Annotated in this window: 26 protein-coding genes, 1 tRNA gene and 2 pseudogenes; 13 read left to right on the top strand and 16 right to left on the bottom strand. The window is 45.9% G+C overall.

The features are described from left to right. Positions 1-28: 28 nt before the first annotated feature. The 3 genes and pseudogenes from PHU49_03685 (at position 29) to PHU49_03675 (ending at position 1,197) form a co-directional block, all read left to right on the top strand. Positions 29-274: pseudogene (locus PHU49_03685) on the top strand (transposase). A gap of 196 nt (positions 275-470) precedes the next feature. Next, positions 471-980 (top strand): annotated as a pseudogene (locus PHU49_03680) (amino acid synthesis family protein). Between the two features lie 143 nt (positions 981-1,123). Further along, a tRNA-Arg gene (locus PHU49_03675) sits at positions 1,124-1,197 on the top strand. 75 nt (positions 1,198-1,272) lie between these two features. On the opposite strand, the gene PHU49_03670 is transcribed toward PHU49_03675, so the two are convergent. Further along, on the bottom strand, positions 1,273-1,797 hold the full coding sequence (locus PHU49_03670) for a hypothetical protein (GenBank protein ID MDD5243094.1): 525 nt from the start codon (positions 1,795-1,797) through the stop codon (positions 1,273-1,275). Positions 1,798-1,950: 153 nt separating this feature from the next. Between PHU49_03670 and PHU49_03665 the strand changes: the two genes are divergently transcribed. After that, complete coding sequence (locus tag PHU49_03665; protein ID MDD5243093.1) at positions 1,951-2,274, top strand: hypothetical protein; 324 nt, start codon at positions 1,951-1,953, stop codon at positions 2,272-2,274. Positions 2,275-2,838: 564 nt separating this feature from the next. Here PHU49_03665 and PHU49_03660 read toward each other — a convergent pair. The 11 genes from PHU49_03660 to PHU49_03610 form a co-directional block, all read right to left on the bottom strand. Then, positions 2,839-3,579, bottom strand: a complete 741-nt coding sequence (locus PHU49_03660; GenBank protein ID MDD5243092.1) for a hypothetical protein — start codon at positions 3,577-3,579, stop codon at positions 2,839-2,841. A 49-nt stretch (positions 3,580-3,628) separates the two neighbouring features. Beyond that, a complete protein-coding gene (locus PHU49_03655) occupies positions 3,629-4,960 on the bottom strand; it encodes a phage major capsid protein (GenBank protein ID MDD5243091.1) in 1,332 nt (443 codons plus the stop codon). A 1-nt stretch (position 4,961) separates the two neighbouring features. Next, positions 4,962-5,216 (bottom strand): hypothetical protein, encoded by a 255-nt coding sequence (locus tag PHU49_03650; protein MDD5243090.1) that lies wholly within the window; start codon positions 5,214-5,216, stop codon positions 4,962-4,964. Then, positions 5,216-5,527 (bottom strand): P27 family phage terminase small subunit, encoded by a 312-nt coding sequence (locus tag PHU49_03645; protein MDD5243089.1) that lies wholly within the window; start codon positions 5,525-5,527, stop codon positions 5,216-5,218. Before PHU49_03645 ends, PHU49_03650 begins: the two co-directional genes overlap by 1 nt. Then, positions 5,524-5,931 carry a hypothetical protein gene (locus tag PHU49_03640; protein ID MDD5243088.1) on the bottom strand — a complete coding sequence of 136 codons (408 nt, stop codon included), beginning with the start codon at positions 5,929-5,931 and terminating at the stop codon, positions 5,524-5,526. The genes PHU49_03645 and PHU49_03640 overlap by 4 nt, the downstream gene beginning before the upstream one ends. Positions 5,932-6,349: 418 nt before the next feature. After that, entirely contained in the window at positions 6,350-6,763 is a 414-nt protein-coding gene (locus PHU49_03635) for a hypothetical protein (protein ID MDD5243087.1), read from the bottom strand. 67 nt (positions 6,764-6,830) lie between these two features. Beyond that, on the bottom strand, positions 6,831-7,205 hold the full coding sequence (locus PHU49_03630; protein MDD5243086.1) for a hypothetical protein: 375 nt from the start codon (positions 7,203-7,205) through the stop codon (positions 6,831-6,833). A gap of 22 nt (positions 7,206-7,227) precedes the next feature. Next, positions 7,228-7,971, bottom strand: coding sequence for a hypothetical protein (locus tag PHU49_03625; protein ID MDD5243085.1), 744 nt, complete (start codon positions 7,969-7,971; stop codon positions 7,228-7,230). Between the two features lie 294 nt (positions 7,972-8,265). Then, positions 8,266-8,391: a hypothetical protein gene (locus tag PHU49_03620; protein ID MDD5243084.1), complete on the bottom strand. Its 126-nt coding sequence runs from the start codon at positions 8,389-8,391 to the stop codon at positions 8,266-8,268. An 84-nt stretch (positions 8,392-8,475) separates the two neighbouring features. Next, entirely contained in the window at positions 8,476-9,237 is a 762-nt protein-coding gene (locus tag PHU49_03615) for a hypothetical protein (GenBank protein ID MDD5243083.1), read from the bottom strand. Then, entirely contained in the window at positions 9,230-10,342 is a 1,113-nt protein-coding gene (locus PHU49_03610) for a site-specific integrase (protein ID MDD5243082.1), read from the bottom strand. Before PHU49_03610 ends, PHU49_03615 begins: the two co-directional genes overlap by 8 nt. A gap of 338 nt (positions 10,343-10,680) precedes the next feature. On the opposite strand from PHU49_03610, the gene PHU49_03605 reads away from it, so the two are divergent. Next, positions 10,681-11,076 carry a TM2 domain-containing protein gene (locus PHU49_03605; GenBank protein MDD5243081.1) on the top strand — a complete coding sequence of 132 codons (396 nt, stop codon included), beginning with the start codon at positions 10,681-10,683 and terminating at the stop codon, positions 11,074-11,076. Between the two features lie 54 nt (positions 11,077-11,130). Here the strand turns inward: PHU49_03605 and PHU49_03600 are convergent, their stop codons facing one another. Continuing rightward, a complete protein-coding gene (locus PHU49_03600) occupies positions 11,131-11,415 on the bottom strand; it encodes a 3'-5' exonuclease (protein ID MDD5243080.1) in 285 nt (94 codons plus the stop codon). 396 nt (positions 11,416-11,811) lie between these two features. Between PHU49_03600 and PHU49_03595 the strand changes: the two genes are divergently transcribed. The 6 genes from PHU49_03595 to PHU49_03570 all read left to right on the top strand — a co-directional run bounded on the left by PHU49_03595 (position 11,812) and on the right by PHU49_03570 (position 19,149). After that, a complete protein-coding gene (locus PHU49_03595) occupies positions 11,812-12,909 on the top strand; it encodes a hypothetical protein (protein MDD5243079.1) in 1,098 nt (365 codons plus the stop codon). A gap of 62 nt (positions 12,910-12,971) precedes the next feature. Beyond that, positions 12,972-13,451: a hypothetical protein gene (locus tag PHU49_03590; protein MDD5243078.1), complete on the top strand. Its 480-nt coding sequence runs from the start codon at positions 12,972-12,974 to the stop codon at positions 13,449-13,451. A 36-nt stretch (positions 13,452-13,487) separates the two neighbouring features. Next, positions 13,488-14,333 carry a serine protease gene (locus PHU49_03585; GenBank protein ID MDD5243077.1) on the top strand — a complete coding sequence of 282 codons (846 nt, stop codon included), beginning with the start codon at positions 13,488-13,490 and terminating at the stop codon, positions 14,331-14,333. Between the two features lie 244 nt (positions 14,334-14,577). Further along, a complete protein-coding gene (locus PHU49_03580; GenBank protein ID MDD5243076.1) occupies positions 14,578-15,417 on the top strand; it encodes a site-specific integrase in 840 nt (279 codons plus the stop codon). A gap of 317 nt (positions 15,418-15,734) precedes the next feature. Next, entirely contained in the window at positions 15,735-16,553 is an 819-nt protein-coding gene (locus PHU49_03575; GenBank protein MDD5243075.1) for an FRG domain-containing protein, read from the top strand. 58 nt (positions 16,554-16,611) lie between these two features. Next, on the top strand, positions 16,612-19,149 hold the full coding sequence (locus PHU49_03570; protein MDD5243074.1) for an AAA family ATPase: 2,538 nt from the start codon (positions 16,612-16,614) through the stop codon (positions 19,147-19,149). A 724-nt stretch (positions 19,150-19,873) separates the two neighbouring features. Here the strand turns inward: PHU49_03570 and PHU49_03565 are convergent. Both PHU49_03565 and PHU49_03560 read right to left on the bottom strand, forming a co-directional pair. Then, positions 19,874-20,323: a hypothetical protein gene (locus PHU49_03565; protein ID MDD5243073.1), complete on the bottom strand. Its 450-nt coding sequence runs from the start codon at positions 20,321-20,323 to the stop codon at positions 19,874-19,876. 17 nt (positions 20,324-20,340) lie between these two features. Further along, positions 20,341-21,042 (bottom strand): DUF2071 domain-containing protein, encoded by a 702-nt coding sequence (locus PHU49_03560; protein ID MDD5243072.1) that lies wholly within the window; start codon positions 21,040-21,042, stop codon positions 20,341-20,343. A gap of 154 nt (positions 21,043-21,196) precedes the next feature. Here PHU49_03560 and PHU49_03555 point away from each other — a divergent pair, with 154 nt between their 5' ends. Next, positions 21,197-22,123 carry a TIGR01777 family oxidoreductase gene (locus PHU49_03555; protein MDD5243071.1) on the top strand — a complete coding sequence of 309 codons (927 nt, stop codon included), beginning with the start codon at positions 21,197-21,199 and terminating at the stop codon, positions 22,121-22,123. A gap of 174 nt (positions 22,124-22,297) precedes the next feature. Here the strand turns inward: PHU49_03555 and PHU49_03550 are convergent, their stop codons facing one another. Continuing rightward, positions 22,298-22,735 carry a hypothetical protein gene (locus PHU49_03550; protein ID MDD5243070.1) on the bottom strand — a complete coding sequence of 146 codons (438 nt, stop codon included), beginning with the start codon at positions 22,733-22,735 and terminating at the stop codon, positions 22,298-22,300. A gap of 301 nt (positions 22,736-23,036) precedes the next feature. On the opposite strand from PHU49_03550, the gene PHU49_03545 reads away from it, so the two are divergent. Then, the gene (locus PHU49_03545) at positions 23,037-25,397 is read left to right on the top strand and encodes a PAS domain S-box protein (GenBank protein MDD5243069.1); all 2,361 of its coding nucleotides are present in this window, start codon (positions 23,037-23,039) and stop codon (positions 25,395-25,397) included. Positions 25,398-25,582 lie beyond the last annotated feature (185 nt).

Here is a 25,582-nt window from a genome sequence, read left to right as displayed (position 1 = left end):
TGGCAAAATAGACAAGGAGGATTTTGTCATGAAGACATCGAAGTTCACAGAAGAACAGATCGCCTTTACACTCAAGCAAGCTGAACTGGGGACACCGGTGAAGGAGGTAATCAGGAAGGTGGGCATCACCGAGCAGACCTTCTACCGGTGGAAGAAGAAGTATGGGGGACAGGGAATGAACGAACTAAGGAGGCTGAGGCAGCTTGAGGAAGAAAACAGGAGGCTCAGGCAGATGGTGGCGGACCTCTCCCTCGACAAGCATATGCTCCAGGAGGCGCTCATAAAGGCTTGACGGGAGCGTCTCATATAAAGAAAAAGGGTGTTATATATGATGCTGTTTTATTATTAAAGGAAAGAATGGTCACCACGATAGCTGGTGATAAACATATCAGACTGGAGGTGGAAGATGGAGATTAGAAAGATTGTAACGGTGATTGAGGATGTTTTTATAGACGGAAAAAAAGGCCGCAAAACCGGTAAGGAAGGTTGCCGCCATCGCTGTTATCAAGAACCCCTGTGCAGGTGCATATCAGGAAGACCTGAACCCGTTGATAGATTATAGTGAAGAGATAGGCAGGACAATCTCCGGGTGTGCAGTGGAGGCGTTGGGAAAAGACAGGAAGGTCGACAGCTATGGGAAGGCAGCGATCGTTGGTGAGAAAGGGGAGCTTGAACACGCCGCAGCGCTTTTGCACCCGAAGCTAGGTACGCCTCTCCGTAGCGCGGTCGGCGGCGGCAAGGCGATCATCCCTTCGGCAAAGAAGATCGGCAGGATGGGAGACTCAATCGATATACCGCTTCATTTCAAGGATGCAGCATTTGTCCGTTCGCATTTTGACGCCATGACCGTCTCGGTCAGCGACGCACCGAAGGCAGACGAGATCCTCCTTGCAGTTGCGGTAACCGATGGGGGAAGACCGAATCCAAGGGTAGGCGGTTTGAAGAAGGAAGAAGTAAAAGGAGAGGACGGACTACGTTAGACTGCGAGAGGATAAGAAGGTGAGAGGAGCAGAAGTTACGATATAGTATTGTATCAGAAGCCAGAAGATAACTTGTTACCACGAAACCGTAAAGATTATTACTGTTGCAACACTCCTCAAAAATTATTATAATCTCAAACCGTGCCCCCGTAGCTCAGGTGGATAGAGCAATGGATTCCTAATCCATGTGCCGCATGTTCGAGTCATGCCGGGGGCAATAAATAATATCAAGGGTTTATAAGATATCACCAAAACATAGCATATAGGTTCCCAACATCCTTCCCAACAGCTATTATTGATTTCTTTTTATTGTAGGGAATAGTTTATGAAAAAAGTCGAATGTTGCGGGTTCATAAATTGATTTCAATTTTTCAAGGGGTTCAATATACTTAAAGAGAAATTCAACTTCCTCGGGCATTATTATTTTTATAACCGTATCTTTATCAAGTATACCAGCGTTGCTCAGTATCCTGATATTATGGAAGTGGTGAACAATACGCCTTCTGTGCATATCGTAGATTTGGAATGACGGACTTTTTTCTTTCTCTAAATTTTTATAACGTTCGTTAGTCGCGTCTTGATAACAGTCGCGGTCAATTTGAATATACCTCATACTTTCATACATTTCTCGTGAACTGTAATTAATCCTTATGTTTTGTGCCGTTGTTCCTTGTAGAGCTATCTTTGATAATTCTGTTGCTCGGAAAGAGAAATAAGCACTAAAGGCGGCCGCAATAGCTGCTAATGCGCTTATGGCGGTAGTAGGGTTCGCAAATAGCCACCTTATAAATGTACATTCGTTGATAGTTGTATCCATAATGCCCCCCTATTTTTTTCTTAATTATATGATTTTAGCAGAAAATTACAATAGAGGGAGACCATTGGATCCCCGGTCAGACCCTAAGGCAAATACTATTTTTTCTTGAAATTAATTTATGAGAAGCAGAAAATAGAGTAAAGTAGAATATCCATGAACAAATCGCTACATGAATTTTATAAAATGATGCTTGAAGGAGTCGAAGAAAAATTAAAAGACGAAAACCTAACCTCAGAGGAGAGGCAAGGATATGAAAGATTAGCAGCAAAATACGCTGGCATTCTTTTTAGCACATGGTTTCCGGTTGATTGGGGAAGAAGGTTAATAATGGTATTTATCTTCTTAATAGTTGGATTGTACGGAATATTATGGGGGCATACTGCTGCCTTATGGTTGTGGTTATCAATACTTATATTTTCTCCTCGCGTTGTTGGTGAAGTGTTGGCTGTGCTCGGCAGAATAAATAGCAATAGATAAAACAGTTTGAAGGGGGATAAAGTATGCAAAAGAAGCCTAAGGTTACAGATAGAAGTCGTCTTAGACACCCTTACCCTAATGGAAATCCTGTTGAATGTCCAATATGCCATGAGAAATTTGAGCTTAAGCGTATTTCCGAAACGACAGGGTCCTTTGAATGTCTGAAATGTAAAAAAACATTTCGTGTAAAGAAACAAAAGTGAAAACAGGAAGGCTCCGGAAGGTTACTTCATTCAAGCTCGACGCTGATCTGGTAAAGCAATTAAAGGTCTACTCCATTCAGAATGACGTTGCAATGTCCGATCTACTGGAAAACGCCATACAGACAATCTTAAAAACTAAGCCAGCTCGCAAAAAACCCCGCTAAATTTCAACGATCTCCCTCGTACTCGATACTTTATACTCATGGAAAATAAAGTCTCCTGAGAAGGCCTGTTTTTAAGGATAAGAAAGGCCCCCGAGCAATGACGACCGAGGGCCTTATCGAAGGAGCGCCGCTGGGGAAGGGAGAGAGGGTTCCCTGCTGGACGCGGCGTTACTGGCCCCAGCCCGGCCTATAGATTACTATTCTGTTAACTTTCCAACAAACCCGACCTTTCCCGTTCTGTTTAGCGGGACCATGTCTATGCTCACAACGTTCGTTCCAAACGCATGTGTTGTTACAGCGACCCCGACGTACTTCAAACCGTCCGCGCCGAGATCTGTGCTTAAATCGCTTTCATCGACGATGATCGCGCCGGTTAAATTTAGCGCCGCTGGAGGACATGCTGCTGCACCTTTCAAGGTAATCCCGGTATTAAGATCATCTTTCGGGAATAGAGCAACATAGGCCGTTGTCGGCCAGTCCGGGACCGCATGGTAATGAGGTATCCCGTTCGATGCGTTAAGCGCCGATGCCCACTTCTGAGGAGCGAGTTCTCCCGTTGCTGCTGCCGTTGCCAAGTGGTATGCTTTCGTTCCGCCGTTGACATATACGTCGACCGTTGTCGCGCAATTGCTGGCCGGGTTCAAAAGGCCGACCTCCATGCTTTTTAATTCGTACTGCGTCGCCGGGCCGATGCTCAAGGTTGCCCCGGATATCGCGCTGCCTGCGAATGTTGCCGCTGTTGACTCATAGACCGTAAAGGTACATGATCCGGCCACTGAGGATTGCAGCGGAGAATTGCCCGCCGATGCTCCGCCCATGTTCACCATGAAAGCAACGCGCTTGCATCCCTGGGGCCAGGGCACTTTAGCCGATATCGTCGCACCCGTTCCAAAAGTTTTGAGGATGTTCACTTTATAAAAATCTTCGATATATTTCATTTCAAATGTCTCCTTTGAAAGGGGGCCGAAGCCCCCTGTTATGTTTTTGTTATGCGCTCAATACCGTATGCCAGCCAAAGTTAGAGCCGCCTATTGTGATAGGCTTCCCAGGGAGCGCACCTGCTGATAACAGCATGATTACCCTGAGGCCTATTTCTCCAGAGCTCCAGTATGCCGCTTCGCTTGTCTGGACAAAGATATCGCCGAACATGACTATCTTATAGAATGAGAGATCGCTGGCAAATATGATGTCGCCCTTTGAGCCAAGCACTGGGTTTATGCCAAGTGTGAAAATTATCGGATATCCGAGCAACGTTGAGGGAATCCGCCCTGCTGCGCCGTCAAAGCTGTTATTGCCGAGCCATACTGCATGATTGCCAGCGTCCACCATCGAGGCCAGTTCGGGAATAACAGTCTGACTTGCAAGCCAGACGTTACCATTCGTAAGCTTAGTTTTTGCGAGCATCCCGTATGTGTCAACGAAATCGATCGCGCCGGCGCCGTTCCTGCCGTGAATTACACCGCATGGAGAATCAACGAGGCCGAGAGGCGAGCCAATTCCGGAGCCAGCAACAATATATTTTTCAAGCCCATACTGAAGAACGTTTTTAAGGGCCTGAGCCAGCGGGGCCTCCAGCTTACCTGTCGAGACCGCTTCAAGGCTGATCTTTGTTTCACTAACAAGCTTTCTCATAGTCCAGCTTCGCTGTACCATCTTCGGCGTTCCTGCCGTTATTGTAGCGCCTTCTGCGATAAATTCCGGCAGAGAAAAACCGTAGAGGCCCTCGTTGTCAATATCGCAGTTCTCAAATGTCGCGACGTTCAACGTGTCACTGCCTTCTACAAATTCTTTAGCGCACCTGCTGAAGATGCCCTGATCGGCCAACATCCCGTCGATGACGGCAAGCCTTGTTACCTCGGGTATTGCGAAGCCACCTGCCGCGCCTATGCCTATTTTTGCACCTGTCCGATTTTCAGCCCGATACGTTGCTAAGGGGCCGTAGTCCTTTGTTGCAATGCAACGCAGCCAGTCCGCTTCGGAAAGTTCGTCGCTGCGGGGTGAAAACCCTTTGATCTCCGATGCGCGTTTTTCATGTCCCGGCATTGCCTTTTCAACGGACCTGCCATCTCGATTAATCCCCTCGATGATTTTCTTGCCGTCAGCAAGTTCGGCTGTGATGTTGGCCCGTTTCAGCACTATGCCTTCATGCGCTTCGATCTCTTTATTGAGCTGATCTATGCGCGCGTCCATCTGTTTATAATCTTCATCTTCGACCTTTGTCATAACCCGTTTCTCTGAGTCGACAACGTCGAGGATGTGTTTCATCTTTTTCAGTGTTTCATGTTTTTCCTGTCTCAATTCCTGTGATTTGTTATTCATTTTATATTCTCCTGTTGATATTTTTTTGTTTTGATTTATCTAAACGGCCATGATGGCCGGTATTCTCAATTTTGCGTTCGTTCTTCATGTGTGAATCCCAGCAATAAAAATTAAGTGATTTTGCCAGCTGTGCCTCACTCTCGGTAAGCTCCCCAAGAAAATCCTTTGCTCGCAGCTCTTCACGGTAAGCCGGGGTGACCGTCCGCGCCAGTTTGCCCTTGTTCGTCCTTACCACGCGTTTTCGATTCGTCGGCATTATCGACCCCCTGGACGGCCCGGAGCATCCCGGAGAGGCTCAAGATCAAGGTTGAGCTGCTTCAGTGCCTGGAGAAATTGTGCCCTTGCATCCCGGGCAACACTGCATAGCGGGTGTGCCTTTGATTGTCCCCACCTGTCCGTGATAACAAGACCGTCCCTTTTTATCTGAGCCTGGGAATCACGCATCATGTCAAAGGCCTCAAGAGCCGTGTTGAGGATCTGGAGCCCGGCGCTATCGGATATGTCATACTCCGACAAAATGGATTTTCTTAATTTTTCAGCTTCTTTCGATAATGCTGTTTTTTTCAAAGCAAATCCTTCATTTCATACACGCGATTCTTGGGCACTATATAAGGTTGTGAGTCAATAGGGAATTGCTTCCCCCCTATGCCGCCCTCCCTCCCTGGAGTTTTCGATGGTGAAAACCGCCCTTGTCCCGCTTTGACAGCCCTATCCGCCTTATCATTTTTTTTGCCCTGACCTTCACCTTTGCGAGGGTGAACAAAGGGCGCTGCGGCTATGGCCATACGTGCCCGGCGGTCTTTGTCCTCGTTCGGATCGCGCATAACCTTGAGCATGTACTCAAGGGGCGTCAGATTTTCAGCGGCGGCATTTGCCTGAATATCCGGTTTTTGTTCTTTTTTGGAACCTCTCGGTCCATATTTAGTTCCCTTAACCGGTCCTGAATTTATCCTATACCCTCCGCGCGCCATAATTACCTCCTAATTCTTTGATTATCGCTTTGATTGTTCTTTGAACAAAATGTTCGTACAGGAAAAATAATCTGCGCGTGAGAGCGGCGGAGGTTTTGTAACTGTCAGGCTTCCAGAGATTTACTCCCCCACCGTATGTATATGTAATCATTACCCAAATATCCTTCATGCCTTTATCCTCGCCGGATCTCTACGCTTATGCGCTTTCTTTTCTTCAACCCTGCTGAAGTTAAACGCTGGCTTTGTCTTTGGCCGGACCCGCTCAACCGCCGCTGCATCCCAGGGCGTCCAAGTTCTTCGTTCGTTAATCCTGTCAACGGTTTGCTCGTGCCTGATTACCAAATGGCAACTATCGACAGCATCACCGACAAGATGACAATCTTTGATATGCTCACACTTTAGACAATAGCCGTGCATGTCAGTTCACATATGCCCTTTCTTGCTTCTCGATCTTGTCAACGTAGACCGCAGCTGCCTTTTTGAGATCATCTTCTTTAATGAACTGGAGGATCCCTGCCTTCCTGCATAGGGCAATCAGGGCAATGAGTAATCTTTCCCCGAGGAGAAGGGTGTTGATAAAGGCCTTCATCTGCTGATAGACGGATTCATATAACTGCTGCCCTCGCATCCGTTCACCATCCGGGAGTTTGTTGAATTCCATGCCGGGCTCTGAAACATGAAGGGAATCGCCCCAGGCTGCCTTCCGGGCCATGTTGCCCCTGAGAAGTGTCTCCATGGTATCTTTCAGGTTCATGCCAACAATCGACGAAATTCTCTCGATACTACTTATTAGTTCGGGATCGTCGATGACTATCGTCTTTCTCTTCGGCATATTGTTGACCTCCTATAATATGAAAATTTTACGAAAACCTCTTGTAAGCCCGCGTCAATCCTCAATTTCACTTACCAAACCCCTTTTTTAGCCCTGCCTTTTCGCTGAGATAAAGAAGCTGTCTGAATGGCACATGACAGACCTCGGAAACTTCGTCAAAGGTATATTCTCGATCAGTACAGGCCATGAGCATGAGAGCTGTTTCTTTCTCAAGTGGAAGGTTTAAACTGGGGATCTTTGCCCGTGCCTGTCGTTTAAAACCATGATCCGGGGAGCTGCAAAAGATTGATCCTGCCGTGTCTGAAATTTCGTCGATGGTAATTACCGTTGTAAGGTCCGATAGTGGGATCTCCCGGCCTGAGTTCCGAGGACAATGTTTTGTGTCGACACCCAGCAATTTACAGGTTTCGGCCTCTGGACATGTTTCACACTTGGCAAGCATTTAAACCCCCTTGTTTAAGCTGTTAATATAGTTCCTCGTAAAATCTCCGCATCTTTATGCCCTCTGTGTTGAAATGACAAATGCTATAATCGCAGTCCTCAAAACTGGTTTGGAAATATTTATCGATCATTACCTTAAGATCGTCATAGTCAAAATCCATAGTTCTCTGATCGTCGTCAGAGAATAAGATGGTATTTAAGACATGCTCCCAGGTCTCGGGCCTCAATGGTCTATGGATTTCTCTTCTTTGTTTTTTATACCTGTCAAGGAAGTAGTTGATCGCGTCTTTTGCTTCTGAATCTTCGATGTTGAATTTTTTGCAGTATGCATCAAAGGAAAGAGGGATAGAGGATTTTTCATGCTCGTCATGAAAAATTCCCTTTACATTAACCTTAGGATTAAGGATAGAAGGTTCAGGATCTATAGTAGTGTCTACATGGGTGTCTAAGTGGGTGTCTACATCCCTGTCTTGTGCGTCTTGTAACTTATTGAGAATAAAGCGTACTGCCTGTCGCTTCCCTGTCTTGTGCCCTGTCTCGTGCCCGTCTACGTGGTAGTCTAATCCCTGCTCGATGGTACGGAGAAAGCGACGCGTCTTTACTCTGCTCCATCCCCATAAGGTTGCATAGCCATTGATGCTGCCTTGATGCCCGTTATCATGATCGATCGAATATGAGATCATTGCTTCAAGTACCGTATAGGCTCTGTCTTTTGGAAGGAGATTGACAAGACGCTTATCGATAGGGACCCAATTACCTTGTCTCATTTCCTCGCCGTCCCCTGCGGTCCCCTGGAGAATGGAAAGGGAAGGGCAGGCTGGGGGTTCCTACCCTTGTCGGACCGCGCGTCCTATCCCTGAAAGTTTTTATTTTAAGTTTCATGTTTGTGAGCACCTTAGTTCTGACTAACTGCAACGTTATGCGATGCCATGAATTGTCTAAGATCATCCTCGCTATATCGAACGGATTTACCGAGCTTTGTGTAACGGGGGCCTTTATTTAAAGACCTCCAGTTCCTAAGTGTTGGAAGTGAAAGTTTGGTGATCCTCGATACATCCTTTTCATTTAACCATTGCATTGCCTGTACCTCCTTGTATATTTTTTGCTTCTATTACATCGGGAAGTGTTACACCTGAATTTTCTATCTCCTTGAAATTAAGAGCTAATTTTATTAAAAAGTGTTTCATGCTATACGTCATGATAGGATTATAGTTACGAATGTAAAATAATGTTAGGTGATTTATTTTGCTAAAATTGGAAGGTTTTTTAAACTATTCCCGGATTATAATATCCCCGTGCAGCCCCGGCCCCTGCTTTTCTAACCCGCTTAAAATACTTAAAATGCTCTCAGCGCTTATGTTTTCTCCACAATATGCAAGAATGATCTGCATACAAGCAGCCCATAACCCGCCGGAATAGATCGAGCAATTTGTCTTATAATCCCGTAAAAGCCTTTTGATGTTCTGAGCCAGCGAAAACCGCGCATAGTTCTTTCTCTGATAATTCGATTTCTGAAAAAGCTCCTTGGCCTTGCCGACAATAACCCCGAACACCCATAGGTCGTGTAAAAATTTTTCAGGAAATGTGAGACACTCTGCACTGATAACTGGTTCAGGTAAGTTATTTTTAGCGCAGTATTCTTTTTCAAGTATATTAGACGCCTCCATAAAAAACTGAAAGGTAATAGGATCTGCTTTTAAAAAGTGGTTATGAAGGTTCGCGGCATCTTTGTGCAGTTCGTTAAGAGCCTCTACTATCTCTTTCTTGTTCGGATGCTCTGCCATTGATGCCTTTTCGAGTTGGTAAACATAAGCGTCCTCTTGAATCCGGAAATAAAATTGTTCATCTTCCATGAGCTGCCCGAGTTTTTCCTGCACCTGGGCGCCGAACGTGTTGCGTAATTCTTCGTATGTTTTTTTAACATCAATATTCGGTATGGAAGTTAGCCCGGCTGCGGGCCAATAAATATGCCCCTCATCGGCCCCTGGGGGCACAGTGAATTTGTTCAAATACTTTGGTTTAACTTTAGCCATTTGTAACCCCCTTGAATACATCGGATGCAACCTCGGCGGCCTTTTTCAGTGCTTCATCATGTAAATGTGCATACCTGGCCGTCATTGCCGCGCTCTTATGCGTGAGGAGTCTTTGCAAGGTATATAAATCAACTTGCCCGGAGGATGCCAATATCGATGCATAGACATGCCTTAAACCATGCAGAGGCCTAAACTCCGGCGGTAGTTTTGCCGCTTTCCTGATACTCTCAATGCGCTTCCTGAGATCCTTGAAAGGTTCTCCTTTCCGATTTGCAAAAACGTTTTCACCAATGCGCGGATGTTTTTCAAGGACCGCCCGCGCTGCATCGTTCAGGGGAATATACATTGACTTTTTCCCTTTTGGTTTTCTGATGAATATAAAGCTCCGCTCGAAATCAATATCACTCCATAAAAGTTTCAGGAGCTCACCTTTTCTCATACCTGTGAATAATGCCATTTGCATAAAGTGAGCCGCCTGAATGTCCTCGCTTTCCTCTAAGACCTTCAACAGCGCGGATAATTCGCTTGCGTTCAAGTTCTCTGTTATCTGGTTATCAACGGAAGGCATCTTGATGGGGAAGGATAGCCCCTGGCATAAATGTTTTTTCAAACCAAGATTAGCAATCCTGCCGAGCAATGAAAGGACATGTTTAACTGTTGCCGCCGACCTGCCTTTAAGGTTCCTCCGCTGCAACCGGTCCAGATCGAGCGGCATGATCTCACATGGTTCCTTTGTGTCGAAAACGGGTTTTATATGTTTATCGTATCGTGTTTTGTCTGAGTCAAACGATTTCATTTTAGCGTGTTCCTCTCGGTAGAGTTCCCAAAGTTTTGCAATTGTCCATTTCCCGGCCTCTGCTGCCCTTGCTGCCTCTGCCGCCTCACGACGGCCCTTATTGCTGAGTTCCTTGCCTTCAATGCGTCTCGAGCGGATCCTTACCGCTCTTGCTGGAGTCATGGCGTCCTTATGCTGCCGCCCGGCCTTTTCTTCAATCAGCTTGCCGTCTTTACGATATGCGATATAGTAGATTTTCTCAGGACCTCTTGTCCCGGTCCCCTCGATGTAATAAACACCCGGATACTTTGTCTTGAAACGTTTAGGCATTTTATACCCCCTTTTGCAATCCAATGATTTTCACTCCCAACACCACTCCCAACACCTAAAATAATAATAGGGATAAAATAATAAAAAGTCAAGTTAATTGTAAAGTGTTTATATAAGCGGATTTACAAGGAGTATATTATTTAATAGAAAATAAGGTAATATCTGATAAATAGCTTGCAATGGATTCCTAATCCATGTGCCGCATGTTCGAGTCATGCCGGGGGCAATAAATAATATCAATAAGTTAGGCATCTAAGAATTAATTTTTATATTCTTCATATAGTTTTATTTTACCGTTATTTTACCGCTTTTAGATGCGAAATTATAAAATTAACCTTATGAGTCATTCAAACAACACTCATCTTAAATCGATCGGTTACATCCTGTGGATCTTTGGTTTCACGGGCTCCCATCGGTTTTACTACGGCAGACCCATTTCAGGGACCATCTGGTTCTTCACGCTGGGGCTCCTCTTTGTCGGCTGGATTATCGATCTTTTTCTTATCCCGTCTATGGATCGCCAGGCCGATTTCAGATACCGCAGCGGCAGTATTGACTACACGGTAGCATGGATCTTGCTTACATTTCTCGGGTTATTCGGCATTCACCGTTTTTATATGGGAAAGTGGCTTACGGGGATAGTGTACTTGCTCTCGGGTGGCATCTTCGGCATCGGGTACCTGTATGATCTTTGGACCCTCAATGATCAAGTCTCACTAATAAACAGCAGGTAATACTCCATTTTTGTCTGCTGCTTATAAAACTCACATCCGTAGGTCATCAAGAAATTATGATGGGGTGTTGCCACTGGTCACGAGCAGGTGATCCCAAGCGCGGGTACAGTCAACATAAAGCAGATGCCGTTCAGTGTCGTAGACCTCCTGCAGGTCAGAATCGTCAGTAACCGTTTCAATGCGCTCCTGCGAGGGAATCATCTCGTCGTCGCAGGCCACCACCACCTTGAATGCCAAGCCTTTGGCAAGATGCACCGTACAGATTGAAACGTACCCGCTGACCGTCTCAACGGTTTCATCGAGCACCTTGTATGGGATTCCCGACTTCTCCACCGCCATTCGAGCACGGTCAACCTCTGCTGCCGTAGGAGCGATACAGTCTGTCCAAAATGTGGTTCCGAGCTGGTAAAAAGAACAGTCCGGCAGGGGAAAAATGCCGGTCAAACGTTCCTGGGATGCTCAAGTTTTCCAAAATGTCGATATACCAAAAAAGATTGAGTGCTTTTACTTTTGCTGCGATGTGAGGAGAGTTAAGTGCTTCCTGAAACGTGGTTTTCCCTAATTCATAATTTCATACTTCATTGCGATTGGTAACAAATGAGCTATTTATAAAAAATTCTTGATATTTTTAAGAGCTGTGACAATAATGAAAGATAGGGGCAAGAAATTCGGTACATGTTGAAGCAATGGTATAGTACAATAGCATAAAATAAAATGTTATGTGAAGAATAAGCAATGAAACTAATTGAATTATTCTCCGATAAGGTTTTCAAACTGCCCTTAAAAAAAGAAAATGCCTCCATCAGCGCAACTTTAAAGAATAGGTTTGATATTTACCTTAAACTATTGAAAAAATTAGATGGGGGAGGCAAATATATAAAAAGAATAAAAGACCATAGTGGAGAGATTCGTAAGCTGTGTAAAAAATTGATAAAGGCACATGAATCATATCTTCAAGGAAGTCCATACAATGCATATGGTCACTTTTCTGATGGAATGTCTGGGCTTGAAGCGTTTTTGCTTTTTAGCATTAGGGAGCGTGTAAAATATCCAGATGTATATAGTTTATTTAGAGTCAGAGAGTCTCAAGAAAAATACCTAACTAAAAAAGATATATTCCATATCCCTTTCGAACATCGTTATAAAGTCAGTAATCAGCGGTACAGTATAAACGGTTTTCCGTGTCTGTATCTTGGTTCATCCATTTATGTCTGTTGGGAAGAACTGAACAGACCTAATTTTGGGGACTTGTATATTAGCAAGTTCAAACTTACTACTTATAACCCCAAGATACTTGATTTGACATTTTCGGCCAAGGCATCACAAAGTTTATTAGAAAGATTCGAGGAAAAAAATGCATTTCACGAATGGAGAATGTACGAAATGGTGGATAAATTAATTCTGTTCCCCTTAATAATGTCCTGTTCAATTATTAACAGAGAAAAAAACAGGGTTTTCAAGGAGGAATATATTATCCCTCAACTTTTACTTGAATGGGTAAGAAATAAAAACGTTGTTAATGGCATTGAATACCTCAGTTTATCACTGCCTGAATATAACCTTGATCAAAGATTATATAAAAACTATGTTTTTCCAGCCAAACAACAGAAGGTTAAAGGACAATGCGATTTTCTTTCGAGTATTTTCGAGTTAACCGATCCAATCTCTTGGGATTTTGCTAAAGCTCTTGATGCTTTTGCTAAAACATCAAAATCCAGTTCAAACCCCGACTTCAACGTTCTGAACCAACAACGCTCTTATGCTCATACCGAGTTTGGGGTGGTAGAGAAAATAATAGATTCTTTTCCTTTTAAGAAACTTGGCATCACATGACCAAATCGCTTGTGCGGACGAATAAAGCCACGCCGCACAGCTCAATCGTTGGGGTGAATAAAATGGAAGAGCAAATAACAAATCTTGCAATAACAAATCCTAATAAGGGCTGGGTGGCAAAGGAGCTTGCCAAACTTATTGATGAGTGGATTACTTGGCAGAAAGAAGTGGATGAAATTCAAGACTATACATATGATCCCAATATACGACTTAATGTCTTTGCCGATGGGGAAGAAAATATACAGAAACATGAGATACTACAGGCAAAGACACTGACTTTTTTGAATAACAACATTAATGGTCACGGTTTTATCAAAGGCTTTGATGGGAAGGGTTGTGACAGAACTGACCTCCGGTTAAAGGTACGCGTTAAGCACAGACTTCATGAGTTGAGAATTCTCCAGTCATGTTTGGAATATGCGGAAGTGCCTGAATCTTTTTGGAAGAGAAAAGGGAAAGAATTGGTTGAAAAAATATCCAATTTACCCGCTGATGTTGCCGCACAGGTAGCATCAGAGTGGCTAAAGAATCCACTGTCATAAGACACCCAATAAGTCACTACCTTTAGGCGGTAGAGCATGACAAGGACAAGAAACCCCATCCTATTAGTGATACTGAGTCTCTTGGCTCTTCTGGCGCCTGATGTCAAAAGTGCCCACGGAGGAGATGACATGCGAATAAGAGTGCAACGCGTGAAAGAATCTACGGCAATAATCCTCGTAAATGGCCAGCCCGCTGGTACAGGGTTCGCCGTGACTGAAAACATTATTGCGACAAATTTCCATGTTGTTCAGCAATCGTCTCCAGCTACTGGAGGCCAAACGCAGATTACATATGCACGAAACATTGAGGTGCGACTGTATGACGGACGTCAACTGCCGGCGACGCCTCATCCGTCCGTTCTGGGTACTAACCTTTCTGCCAGAATAGGTAGGGATGTGACGCTGCTGAGCGTACCCGCTAACAATCTTAGGCCTTTGAAGCTCGGTCGATTTGCGGACGTGTCCGAAGGTGATCGTGTCTACTTGGCTGGTTATCCGTTAGGAATCGCGCAGATAGTTGTTGCAACTGGCATGTTATCGACGAAATGGCAAGCTGATGCTTATCTCGGACAAGGTGGGCCTCGCAATGTAGCATGGCTCGATGTGACCATGAACAAAGGAAATTCGGGTGGCCCAGTTTTATTGCTGACCGAAGATCCGGCTCGTGATGTCGTTGTAGGGATCGCAAATTTTATCCTGAACCCGTTTGCTCAAAAAGCAGAAGAATTCGTGAATATCGCGGCGAACTTCCCAGGCAATGCTGTTATCATCGGCGTTAATTTTAAGAAGTTCTCGATACTCATGGGGGCCGCCCTGATGTCACAGTCTCATGGCGTCGGAGGATGTGTTGCCATCGACTATGTTCAATTGCCCACGCCTTGAGAATAGACGGCTTAAGGCGCTGCACTGGACAGCAATTCCGCTGCGATCCATCCCCGCCAATGAGCTTTTCGTTACAATCTATTTCAATCGGTAATTCGTAATAATCAGTTTATTGAGAATCATTTGTTTGTAGGTGACAATTCACACCTGCAACTTCATGTCCAGCCCAGATGATCCTCCAAACTCTCTGTTTTCGTCATATACTATTCATATCCCCAAAGGCCCATTATGAAAGGAGGTATGTATGAATGCAAAAGAGGCAATATCTTTATTCAGACATTACCAGCAGTCAAACCATAGAAAGAGAACTGCAGAGAGCTACAGGTCTTTATTGCAGCGCTTCGAGTCACTTTATGCCGATCGTAATCTCGATTCCATAAAGCCGGATGAAATCTACCATTTCCTGGAGCATATGACGGGGAACTCTGCTAAATCCACCAGAAGGTTACGCTATGCCCAACTGAAGGCCTTTTTCAACTTCATCATCGAAAAATGTCACCCTGATCTTAAGAATCCCTGCAGTGCTTCTTTGCTGTCGAAAACATTCAGGATGCCCCGGGCGATCCCGAAGACAATTCTTGAAAAGGAGATCATTGATGAGATGATCTACGACACAAAGAACCAGAGAAACAGGTTGATGCTCGAACTACTGGCGCGCTGCGGATTGAGAATCGGTGAACTGCTCAATATCAAAGCATCAGACATCTCGGAGAGAAAGCTTACGATTAAAGGTCCGAAGTCGGGGAATGAGACGGAGGTAGCCTTCATGCCGGAACAGGTCGCGAGACGGCTCAGCGAATATATCACACGCAACAATGTTCCGTCTGATACGCGTGTATTCCCCATCTGCTACTCTACGGCAAGGACCTTCATAAAGAAGCTCGGTATAAAGCTGAATATGAGTATCTCCCCCCACGACCTCCGGAGGTACTCTGCAACCTATGCGAGCCGGAACGGAGTACTGTTAGAAATCGTGTCAAAGGTTATACTGCGGCATCAGGACTTAAAAACAACACAGGTCTATCTGGGCAAGGTCAGTGATCAGGAGGCTATACGCTGGATAGATATTCTCCACGGGAAATAGTGCAGATTACCGGTTGAAACAGTATGGTCTTTGGGGACTGTCTTTTTTCTTCAGGAACAGATTCTGCGACACCAGAATGTATCATTTCATTTGTTGCTTCCTGAAGTTTAGGGTTTGCATGTGTTTTTGAAGGTACAACATTTCGCTTGGCAATAAGTGACCAGCTCGAAGATTTTCTGCTTGAAATGGGAATAGAATTGCAGGACAATGGGTATATGACTGGAGCTAATCTTGAATAACCATCAAAGAGGCGAGCGATAGTGTTTTGTCAGCTAACCTTCAATTCTTGGAAAAAAACCCGTAGCCTACTTGATAAGATGGAAAAAGATTCCGGTTGGTGGGCATTTCGTGGGCAACCTGATAAACATTTGGAGCTTTCTACAAGGTTCGAACGTGATGCCGAAAGGTACAAATGTACGCCCTATTTCCGTAAAAATAGAGAAGTCTTTATTCTGAAAGAGTTTCAACGTAGGGCCCATCGGTATCAGCAAAATTTGCCGGAATACGATAATTACATACAATGGTTATCTCTCTTACAGCATTTTGGTGGAACAACGAGGCTTCTGGATTTCACATTTTCTTTTTATATTGCCGCTTTCTTTGCTCTGGAAACTTCAATAACGGATTCAGCAATCTGGGCGGTGAATATTAATAGGCTCAAAGAGTCTATAGATAAAAAGATGGACACTACCACGATGACCCCCGAAATGTGGCTTCGTGAAAATCAAACAAAAGCAAACCAGTGTATTGACGAAAAAGAGAATGATGAATCCGTGTTAATTATTGATACTTTTCTACAACACGAACGTATATCAATCCAACAGGGTTTATTCCTATTTCCGTGTAAAAGGGAGACCCCTTTTGAAAAAAATTTGTGTTCAGTGTTTGCCTTTCCATATGATAGGTTAAGAAATGTTTCCGCGAGGAAACTCACCTGGAAAATGCTACCAGACCTGAATTTTCGCGATATATCGATCTTAAAAATTATCATCCCACAAAAATTGCACGCAGACATCCTGTACGACCTTCGCGATATGAACGTGACAGCCGAGACGTTGTTTCCTGGACTTGATGGCTTTGCACGAAGCTTAAATTTACATATGAGGGTTTTTGAGTTAGCCAGATACAGCTATTGAAGACAACCGCCGACTTGGAGCGGTCTATTTCATTGCTATAATACGGGAGAATCGGTCGATGCCCACGCATCCAGACGCAATCGGCTATCTGAATGATCTTGCCAAGGAGATTGACGAGCCTTGGTTCAAGATGGTCTGTGACCTTGTGGCTGTGAGCGGGGTATCAACACTTGACCAGTTGATGCTCGATACGCTCATCGCCTTCTATACTGGGAGGGCGAGCTATATTGGCATTAAGCCCGCCGCCAGTGCAGTTGCTGTCTCTGCCCCTGCAGTCGCGACAGACTTCCTTGAGCACCTCTCCGGTTTTGCCAATTTCAAACTCCTCTGCGATACGCTCGAACTCAGTTTCAAGAAACGCGTTACCCTGATCTTTGGAGCAAACAGTAGCGGCAAATCCAGCCTGTGTGAATCGTTAAAGGTTCTTGCCACTCCCGGGTTGCCAAACCGACCGCTAGAGAATGTTCGCGCGACAGGCGTTGCGACCCCGACATTCCGCTTCAAATTCAGGAGCGACGCTGCCCCGCAGATGTGGACGACGACTGTGGGTTACGGATCGAGGGGAACAACGGTAAAATACTTCGACACGGCGATTGCGATTCAGAATGTGACGAACGCCGTCGAACCGGGCCGTGTCATTGTTCTTGCGCCATTCAAGCTACATGTCTTCGAGCGGGTGGAGGCTCTGACAGCGAGATTTCGCGAGGCACTGCAACGGGCTCAACAGGACAACTTGCTAGAGCTGGACCGAGCATTGCAGGCAATTCGGACGGACTTTGCGAAATTTAATACCCGTCCTTTGGCGGTGATCGAAGACAAAACAGTCTCGACGCTTGCGGCCCAAATCAAACTAGGCGAAACCTTTAAAGACCAGAAGTTGCTTGGCGAAAAGCAAGCAGCAGTCGCTGAACTCGAAAAGGCAACATCTGAGGAGGGTCTGAAGTTGCTTCAGGCTGAACACCGTGAGTTGGAGTCCTTGCTGACTTCGGTGAACACACTGTTGATTTCCGCTGAAGACCTTTGGACACTTGATCCGGCGAACAAGGCAAAAACTCTCTCGGAGAAACAGGCTGCTCAGGAAGCGCTCGCTAAGACGCTCATTCCAGTGGGTAGCACACTCGACGACCTGTTAGCCTTGCTACGAGCTGCCTTCCCGATGTGTAAAATGGACGAGGCGACAGGGCTTGCTTGCCCGCTTTGCAGACGCGACCTGGGAATCACTGAAGTAGATTTGTTCAAACAGTATCATGCCTTACTCATAGGCGATCTTGAGAAAGAGATCAACATCATCAAAGGCGACATTGCCAAGGCCGGGGAGTTGGCGACCACCGTCGGACAAGTGGACCGCGAAACGTGGGACAAATACAAAACCATCCCCGAGGAAATTCTTTCTGCCGCGAAGACCTACTCAGTGCTCATTGTTACAAATTGCGGCATCTCCAAAGGACCGACGGTAGAGGCCAAGGGCGCTCTTGAGTCCCTCAAGTCGGCAGTGACAAACTGGATGACTCAACTGGAATCGAAGAAAACGGCTATCGATACTGCCGCAAAAGGCAGAGACGCGCTGGTGACGCCGCTGACGACTTTGCGCACCGAAATTGAGCCATTGGAATATGCACAAGCTGTCGCCGACCGCTTGGAGACGCTTAAAGCTGCATATAAGATGGCGGATAAGTCACAGTTTTGGAATGCCAAGCTCCCCACTTTCAGACAGGTGTTGAAACGTGTCACTGAGAGAGCAAAGGATGCTCACGAGGAGTTGGTCGTCTTAGATTTTGAAGCGCGGTTGGACGCGGAATACAAGGCGCTCGCCGAAAAGGACATGGCCGCATTTGGAGTGAAACTCGCAAGGAAAGGTGATCAAGCTACAGTGACTGTTCTCCCACAAGTCGGCGGCAAAGACATCGACGGTATTTTGAGCGAAGGCGAACAACGGCTTCACGCTCTGGCATTATTCTTCGCCGAACTAGAGACTTGCCCGCAGTCCGTGCTGGTCTTCGACGATCCTATCTCCAGCTTTGACTACAACTACATTGCGAATTATTGCACCCGGCTGAGGGACTTCACGCTGAAATTCTCAGACCGACAGATCATAATTCTGACGCACAACTGGGAGTTCTTCGTTCAACTTCAGACAACTCTGAATCAAGCAGGCCTCAACGGTCATCTTTCAGTGCATGTTCTCGAGAACTGTGCCATCGTCGCCGATTACAGCGAGAAGATTGATGTCCTGAAGAACGACATTAACGCGATCCTCGCCGCGGCAGGTGAACCAACTAAACCGAAGAAGGAGGAGTTGGCTGCGAAGATGCGGCGATTGATCGAGGCTGTGGTGAATACACATGTCTTTAACCACCAGCGACATCAATACAAGCAGAAGAGTCAGGTAGTCACGGAGTTTCAGCGTTTCACCAAAGTCGTCGCGCTCTTGCCCGTCGAGGCGACAGGCTTGCATGACCTTTATGCGAAGCTCAGCATCACCGAACACGACGACCCGCGGGCAGCGTATTTGAATACAGACAAGACGATGTTCCAGACTCGCTACAATCAGATTCTCGACATCGAAACGGCCATCAGGGGCCGCATCCCACCATAAGCTAAGCCCCTGAAGTTATCGCTTTCAATTGTAAATCCTCATTTCTGCTTACGAACACCCTTGTTTCTTTGTAGGTGCAGGAAAGTATCCGCTTCTTCCTGCAATCAAGTTTTTCATAAAGAAACAATTTAAACCACATTGACATTTGCCGAGTAGAATATAATAATCAAAGAAAAGAAGTTACCAAAATAAAAAGGGGGGGAGCAAATTAACCACGATGTGTATATGCCTTTTATATTAGGTATAATCAGGGGGTAGACCAATAGTGGGACACGTTCCTTGTTGTCCACGCGATGATAAACAAAAAAATGTTCCTAAAGCGAGCTATCGGCACGAGGGTTTCATTTGCGAACGGTAGCGGGCTTCTCATCTTTGCCATTGTACGGTTTTTGTCAGACTATCTCAGTGGTTTCGCAACAATTATGCTTGGGAGGAATCATGCGCGACTGCAACCACCCGCATCGGCGCCCCAGTATAGGTATGTTTTTAACTAATCTTCATGTTGATATGCCGCTCTCTAAAAAGATATGGCTGCTGTTCAGGAACAACATGAAGAAAATATTGACCATGAGCAATTGTTGTGGCCATCATGGCGAACCCGGATGCTGACAGAGGGATGAAGAGTCCACCGGTCGGTGAGACTAAGCCGCCTAAATGTGCCGTTGAATGCAACGCTATATCAATCCTGTATTGGCCGTTTTGTTTTGTGCTCTATAAGCAGGCATTACAATACTCTGACGAATGCAAAATAAAAAATACAAAATACCCCATGGAGGATGAGCTGTTCGAGCCATGAGAGAGGGCCTGATTTTCTACCGAGAAAGCCTTCCCCTGCTACGGGAAGGGCAATGAATAGCATAGATAGCCACAGAATGGCAACATAAAGACTTATCAAGGGGAATGACCTGACTGCCGCGGCATTGAGTCCCAGTAATGCGGTCGCCACGAAATAGAACGCTCCGAAGACCCCGCTTGTCATGAGATGAATACAAAGACCTACCCCAGTAATGAGAGGAGGATTGCCGTGATACTTAAGGGTTCGGAGTAAGAAGGAGCCATCAACGACGATGAGGCTCGATTTGAATATCTTGAGCCGGAAAAGAATATGTGAGATTAAGCCCATGATAATGCCGGAAAAAGCGCCTGATATGAAACCCGTTAACACCATGTTCATAGGCTCCACCTTGTCCATCATACGAAAACCCTTGTCGGTGGCATTGAAACGCTGAAAAAGCCGTAGGGAGCAATGAGCGCACTGTGGGGGAACCACAATTCCTCATCCGTGAGAAGTCCGGAACGTACAAGCACGGGAAAGTCAATTGCCGATATTTTACCCATTGAGGGTCTTATTACCGAGTGTTCTACCTCAAACCTGATAACACCACCTGATGACCCGTAAAAACCCACAGAGGGGCCTGTGAGAAAATGGGTTGCTTCCTCGGGGGTTTGAAAAGGCTCCATATCTATGAGCGGGTCCTTGTTTTCGTTTAAACGGATATCGAAATCACCTTCCCAGTTTCCTTCCGCCGTATATTTATATGGTGGATTATTATCATGCTGTATATCAAGGCGCATGGATATGGATTGCCAGGGAATTCCCATAACCCTGGTGATAGCGGCAATGAGCGGTGAGGTAATACCGCTTTTTAGAAAAAAGACCGCAGGTTTCCCGGTTATAGGATCCAGGACATAGGTGCGTATATTTGCCTGGTCATAATCAAAACGGAAAAAAGGGAAAAACGACGCTCTGACGTTTTTGCTATGGAAGATAACAAGAGAGACAATCGTTTTGCCCTGAAAGGTTACGGCAAAGTGCAAATTATCCGGGATAGCTGGTCGAAGCCTTCTCTCCGGTGTGAGGTATGACAGGTAGAGGACATCGTGTATGTCCATCTGTACCCTAAAAGAGGGAATAAAGCTCATAGAATATATTTTCATTATACGGAATTTTAATATAGAATGGTATCGTTAATTGGTGCCCACGGGTGACGCGAGTATATTTTTAGCGCCACGGACTTGCCGGTGGGAATCCACTACAAGGTGTTTGGTGAAGATATTTTTAGCGGGTGGCACCGGATTTCTTGGGAGATATCTGCGTAGAGCTTTGGTGCAGTATGGACATGAGGTAACTTTGCTTGTACGGCCGACCGCCTCTACGGAACAGTTTGAGCGTAATATTCGCATTGTCAGGGGTGACCCGTCTGCGCGAGGTGACTGGCAGGAACATTGTGCTGGACATGAGGTGGTAATCAATCTTACCGGTACTTCCATTTTCCGTCCATGGACCAGGTCTGTAAAAAAAGAGATTTTTGAGAGCAGGATACGCTCAACAGAGAATATTGTCGAGGCGATGAAGTACGCACAAGGAAACGTGACGCATCTTTTCAATGCTTCCGGTGTAGGATACTACGGTTACTGCAAAGATACAATGGTCGATGAAGCTGGACCACCGGGCGACACATTCCTTGCACAACTCGCCCAATCATGGGAAACAACTGCTTTAGCTGCAAAAGAAACTGATGTGAGAGTTATCCTGTGTCGTTTCGGTATAGTACTTGGCCGTGAGGGAGGCGCGTTTCAGAGGATACTCCCTCTCGTCAAACTTCACCTCGGTGCACCTTGGGGCAGCGGGCAACAATGGTTTTCATGGATTCACGAAAGGGATGTTGCTGAGATTTTCTCTTTTCTCCTTGTCCATGGAAGCATTAGCGGCCCCGTCAATTTTACGTCGCCAGAGCCTGTCACAAACCGCGAAATGTTTGGCGCCTTGAATAAGGTGCTCAAAATAAAACCGCTCATGCCCGCGATACCGGGGTGGGCACTCAGATGTATCCTCGGGGAGTTCTCGGGTGTTTTCCTGGAGGGACAGAGAGCCGTCCCTGGTGTTCTCAAGAAAAATGGTTTTACTTTTCAGTTCCCGACTTTCACACAGACGGCGGCTAACCTTATCCGATCAAACCGTACGGATCAATAAAAGCTATTGTCGTGACCTGACCTGCCCCCAATAAACCGGAACAGATCATCACAAAACTGGGGGAAGTGGAGGTACTCCTGAGTAAAGAGCCGAACGTACCAAACATTGTCCGCCACATGGGGATAACGGAGCAGACCTACTACCGCTGGAAGAAGGCATGAGGAGGGATGCAGGTCAATCGGGCCCTCGATCTCCCTCGCACTCAGGCGGCAGGGGCACACCAAAGCTCGCATTCACCTCGCCTATGAGCTGATAAAAGCCGCAGAGGACCACGATCTCAATAACCCCTGCCATGCCATACATCCCTGCCAGCTCCCGCTGAAGCTTATCGGGTATGGACCTATAACTGAGGACGTATTCCATCGCTTCTGCAACGGCAGCATAACCTCCGGTAATGGCCCCCGTATGCTTTGTTCTTATTGCTTCAATGATATCTTCCGGCAACCCCGATTGCCGTGCCGGTCCCACATGATCCGCCCACTCAAATTCATTATTGAACCTGGCAGCTATGGAGAGTACTACGAACTGGTAGACATCCCGCGGAAGGGTGGCTGCAAACTTCAGGTAATACCCGGGTCTCTCGATATGCCGGGCAAGTTCGGGATGATGCATGAGGGGTATGTAGGGTCCCTCTGGATTCTTTCCTCTTTGTGCAGCGCTTGAAGAATGAAGTCTGTTCCTTCCATTACCGGACCTCCTTTTCCTGGATATTTATTTTTAACCATACGCTATAAAGTACGATTTTAAACCAAAAATGTGTTGGTAATTTTTATGAATAAATCGTGTTCATTGATTTCAGAAAATGATGAGCAGTCCAATGTTAAATGTTTACAAAACAATGGCCTCACCCTATAATTAATTGTAAAGAAAAGCCGGCTTTGAATGTCACGTGTCAGGGAGGGGGGGGTCAATCATGAAGGGCTCATATAAAACAAAAGGGAAACCCATTGATGAATTAAAGCAGTCCAGAAAGGAATTATCCAGCGTACAAAAGCTGAAAAAAAGGCTGAGTACTGTAGAAAGGAAGTTAAAGGAACAGCAGGATAAATTTCTTGCTATCCTCGATGCAGCGAAGATCTCCATAGCCCTGACCGATATCAACGGCAGGTATATCCATGTAAACAAGACATTTGAGACAAGGACGGGGTATACAAGCAGTGAGGTAATAGGTAAGACCGCACATGAGCTGAATATCTTTGCTGATGAAGAGCAGTATCAGAGATTGCATCAGGAGATTGTCACGAAGGGTTTTGTTCACGAGATAGAGATGCTTCTCAGGGTAAAATCCGGTGGAGTCCGTAATTGCCTCATGTCGTTCCAGGTCGTTAAAGAAGACAACGATGTGTTTGCGGTGGGAACAGCCTTCGATATTACAGAGCACAAAAGGGCCAGGGAAGATCTGCTGGAAAGCGAAGAGAAGATCAGGGCGCTGCTTAACGCTACAACAGAGGCCGCATTACTTATGACCACCGACGGAATAATTAAAATAGCCAACGAAACAGCCGCCCAGAGACTGAAAACACCGCTTGTGGAACTTCCTGGCAGATCGATCTATGATCTCATGCTTGACGAGGTATCGGAAAGAAGGAAAAAATGGATCCAGGAGATCGTGAAGAATAAAAAGCCGGGCATCTTTGAAGATGAAAGGGAAGGGCATTTTATCGAACATTCGGTCTACCCTGTCCTCAATAACAAAAACAAAGTTACCATGATCGCCATTTTTGCAAGAGATATTACCAAACGAAGACATGCCGAAAAGAGATTAAAAGAAAGCGAAGAGCGCTTCCGTTCACTGGTTGAGGAATCCCCTTTCGCTATTCATATCACACGAAACAATATCATACTGTTTTCAAATGCTACTTCCATGAAGATGTTTGGCTATGGAAAAAGATCCGAGATCGTAGGAAGATCCTTACTGGATATTGTTGCCCCGCAGTGCCGGGATGACGTGTGGGACAAGACCATACGGCAGGAGAGCGGGGAAGAGGTCATCAACAGTTATGAGACAACGGGGTTAAGGAAAGACGGCTCGGAATTTCCGATGCAGGTCACCGTAAAGCTTTTAGATATGGCAGAAGGAATCGCGAATATCGCTTTCTTTGAGGACCTTACATTGCGGAAACTCATAGAGGAAGAGCTGATAAAGGTGAGGAACCTTGAGTCCATAGGCACGCTTGCCGGAGGGGTTGCCCATGACTTCAACAATCTCCTGATGGGCGTAACCGGATATATGGAGCTCGCCAGGATGCAAGCATCATCGGAAAGTAAGGTGTATTCATACCTTACTGAAGCAGAAAAGATAGCGGATCATGGGAAAGAGCTGACACAACAGCTTATAACGTTTTCACAGGGAGGAGAGCCGCTGAAGAAGGAGGTAAAGATAGCCCCCGTCTTGAAAAATGTCTCTCGTTTTACCCTGTCCGGTTCTAACGTGAAGTGTGAATACCTGCTCCCGGGCAACCTCCACACGATAGAAGCGGATGAGGCACAGTTGAGGCAGGTCATTCACAACATTGTTTTGAATGCAAAAGAGGCGATGCCCAAAGGTGGAACCATAACAATCCGTGCTGAAAACGCAACGGTAACAGGCGAAGATATTATCCCGGTATTCCCGGGAGATTACGTAAAGATAGCGATTGAAGATAAGGGGGCCGGAATTGCGCCTGAAAATATTCCAAAGGTTTTTGATCCATATTTTTCTACAAAAGATATGGGGATCCAGAAGGGAATGGGCCTTGGTCTTGCAATCGCATACTCCATTATAAAAAAACATAATGGACATATCGTCGTGGAATCGATACCGAATACAGGAACCTCTTTTATTGTCTATCTCCCGGTGTATGTAAAAAAACCTGAATCTTCAGAAAAAGCGGGATCCACTCCTGCGCAGAAAAAGCGGATCCTCTTTATGGATGACGAGGTATTCATCCGTACGATCGGCAATGAGATCCTTGCCCATCTCGGGTATGACGTAACGTTGACACAGGATGGCAACGAGACCGTTCTGGTCTATAAACAGGAAAAACATGCAGGCAGACCTTTCGACGCGGTTATCCTTGACCTTACAATGAAGGGAGGTATCGGGGGTAAAGAGGTGCTCCGTGAAATCCTGTCCATAGACCCTGATGTCAAGGCGGTCATCTCCAGCGGATACACGGACGACCCTGTCCTGTCAGACTATGTTTCTTTCGGATTCAAGGGTGCGATAACGAAACCTTACAATATTAATCGACTGAGGGAGGTTCTCAAAGAGGTAATGTCGAAGAAAAAATGAACCGTTGCATAAAGAGAAGATTGGGGAAAAGAAGGCATCAACGTAGTATAATGAACCAGGTCGTGGTTTTATTGAAGGAGGTTCTATGGGTATGATAGAGCATACCAGACTGATCAACCGGAGGGATTTTCTCAAACTTGGTGCAGTGACCGCCTCGGCGGCAGTGGGTATAACGGGTATGGGCA

The sequence above is a fragment of the Syntrophorhabdaceae bacterium genome (assembly GCA_028713955.1).
In the GTDB taxonomy this organism is placed as follows: Bacteria; Desulfobacterota; Syntrophorhabdia; order Syntrophorhabdales; family Syntrophorhabdaceae; genus UBA5609.
Note: the sequence above shows the minus strand (reverse complement) of the source record. Positions and strands in the feature narration are given on the sequence as shown.

Bases quoted from the DNA above. Each gene is read 5' to 3' on its own strand.
- PHU49_03560 (MDD5243072.1), bottom strand. From the start codon at position 21,042: ATGGACATACACGATGTCCTCTACCTGTCATACCTCACACCGGAGAGA.
- PHU49_03625 (MDD5243085.1), bottom strand. From the start codon at position 7,971: ATGAGACAAGGTAATTGGGTCCCTATCGATAAGCGTCTTGTCAATCTC.
- PHU49_03590 (MDD5243078.1), top strand. From the start codon at position 12,972: ATGGAAGAGCAAATAACAAATCTTGCAATAACAAATCCTAATAAGGGC.
- PHU49_03585 (MDD5243077.1), top strand. From the start codon at position 13,488: ATGACAAGGACAAGAAACCCCATCCTATTAGTGATACTGAGTCTCTTG.
- PHU49_03650 (MDD5243090.1), bottom strand. From the start codon at position 5,216: ATGCCGACGAATCGAAAACGCGTGGTAAGGACGAACAAGGGCAAACTG.
- PHU49_03570 (MDD5243074.1), top strand. From the start codon at position 16,612: ATGCCCACGCATCCAGACGCAATCGGCTATCTGAATGATCTTGCCAAG.
- PHU49_03630 (MDD5243086.1), bottom strand. From the start codon at position 7,205: ATGCTTGCCAAGTGTGAAACATGTCCAGAGGCCGAAACCTGTAAATTG.
- PHU49_03615 (MDD5243083.1), bottom strand. From the start codon at position 9,237: ATGGCTAAAGTTAAACCAAAGTATTTGAACAAATTCACTGTGCCCCCA.
- PHU49_03635 (MDD5243087.1), bottom strand. From the start codon at position 6,763: ATGCCGAAGAGAAAGACGATAGTCATCGACGATCCCGAACTAATAAGT.
- PHU49_03605 (MDD5243081.1), top strand. From the start codon at position 10,681: ATGAGTCATTCAAACAACACTCATCTTAAATCGATCGGTTACATCCTG.
- PHU49_03665 (MDD5243093.1), top strand. From the start codon at position 1,951: ATGAACAAATCGCTACATGAATTTTATAAAATGATGCTTGAAGGAGTC.
- PHU49_03670 (MDD5243094.1), bottom strand. From the start codon at position 1,797: ATGGATACAACTATCAACGAATGTACATTTATAAGGTGGCTATTTGCG.
- PHU49_03550 (MDD5243070.1), bottom strand. From the start codon at position 22,735: ATGCATCATCCCGAACTTGCCCGGCATATCGAGAGACCCGGGTATTAC.
- PHU49_03655 (MDD5243091.1), bottom strand. From the start codon at position 4,960: ATGAATAACAAATCACAGGAATTGAGACAGGAAAAACATGAAACACTG.
- PHU49_03610 (MDD5243082.1), bottom strand. From the start codon at position 10,342: ATGCCTAAACGTTTCAAGACAAAGTATCCGGGTGTTTATTACATCGAG.
- PHU49_03595 (MDD5243079.1), top strand. From the start codon at position 11,812: ATGAAACTAATTGAATTATTCTCCGATAAGGTTTTCAAACTGCCCTTA.
- PHU49_03580 (MDD5243076.1), top strand. From the start codon at position 14,578: ATGAATGCAAAAGAGGCAATATCTTTATTCAGACATTACCAGCAGTCA.
- PHU49_03565 (MDD5243073.1), bottom strand. From the start codon at position 20,323: ATGAACATGGTGTTAACGGGTTTCATATCAGGCGCTTTTTCCGGCATT.
- PHU49_03640 (MDD5243088.1), bottom strand. From the start codon at position 5,931: ATGGCGCGCGGAGGGTATAGGATAAATTCAGGACCGGTTAAGGGAACT.
- PHU49_03620 (MDD5243084.1), bottom strand. From the start codon at position 8,391: ATGAAACACTTTTTAATAAAATTAGCTCTTAATTTCAAGGAGATAGAA.
- PHU49_03660 (MDD5243092.1), bottom strand. From the start codon at position 3,579: ATGAAATATATCGAAGATTTTTATAAAGTGAACATCCTCAAAACTTTT.
- PHU49_03545 (MDD5243069.1), top strand. From the start codon at position 23,037: ATGAAGGGCTCATATAAAACAAAAGGGAAACCCATTGATGAATTAAAG.
- PHU49_03575 (MDD5243075.1), top strand. From the start codon at position 15,735: ATGGAAAAAGATTCCGGTTGGTGGGCATTTCGTGGGCAACCTGATAAA.
- PHU49_03600 (MDD5243080.1), bottom strand. From the start codon at position 11,415: ATGGCGGTGGAGAAGTCGGGAATCCCATACAAGGTGCTCGATGAAACC.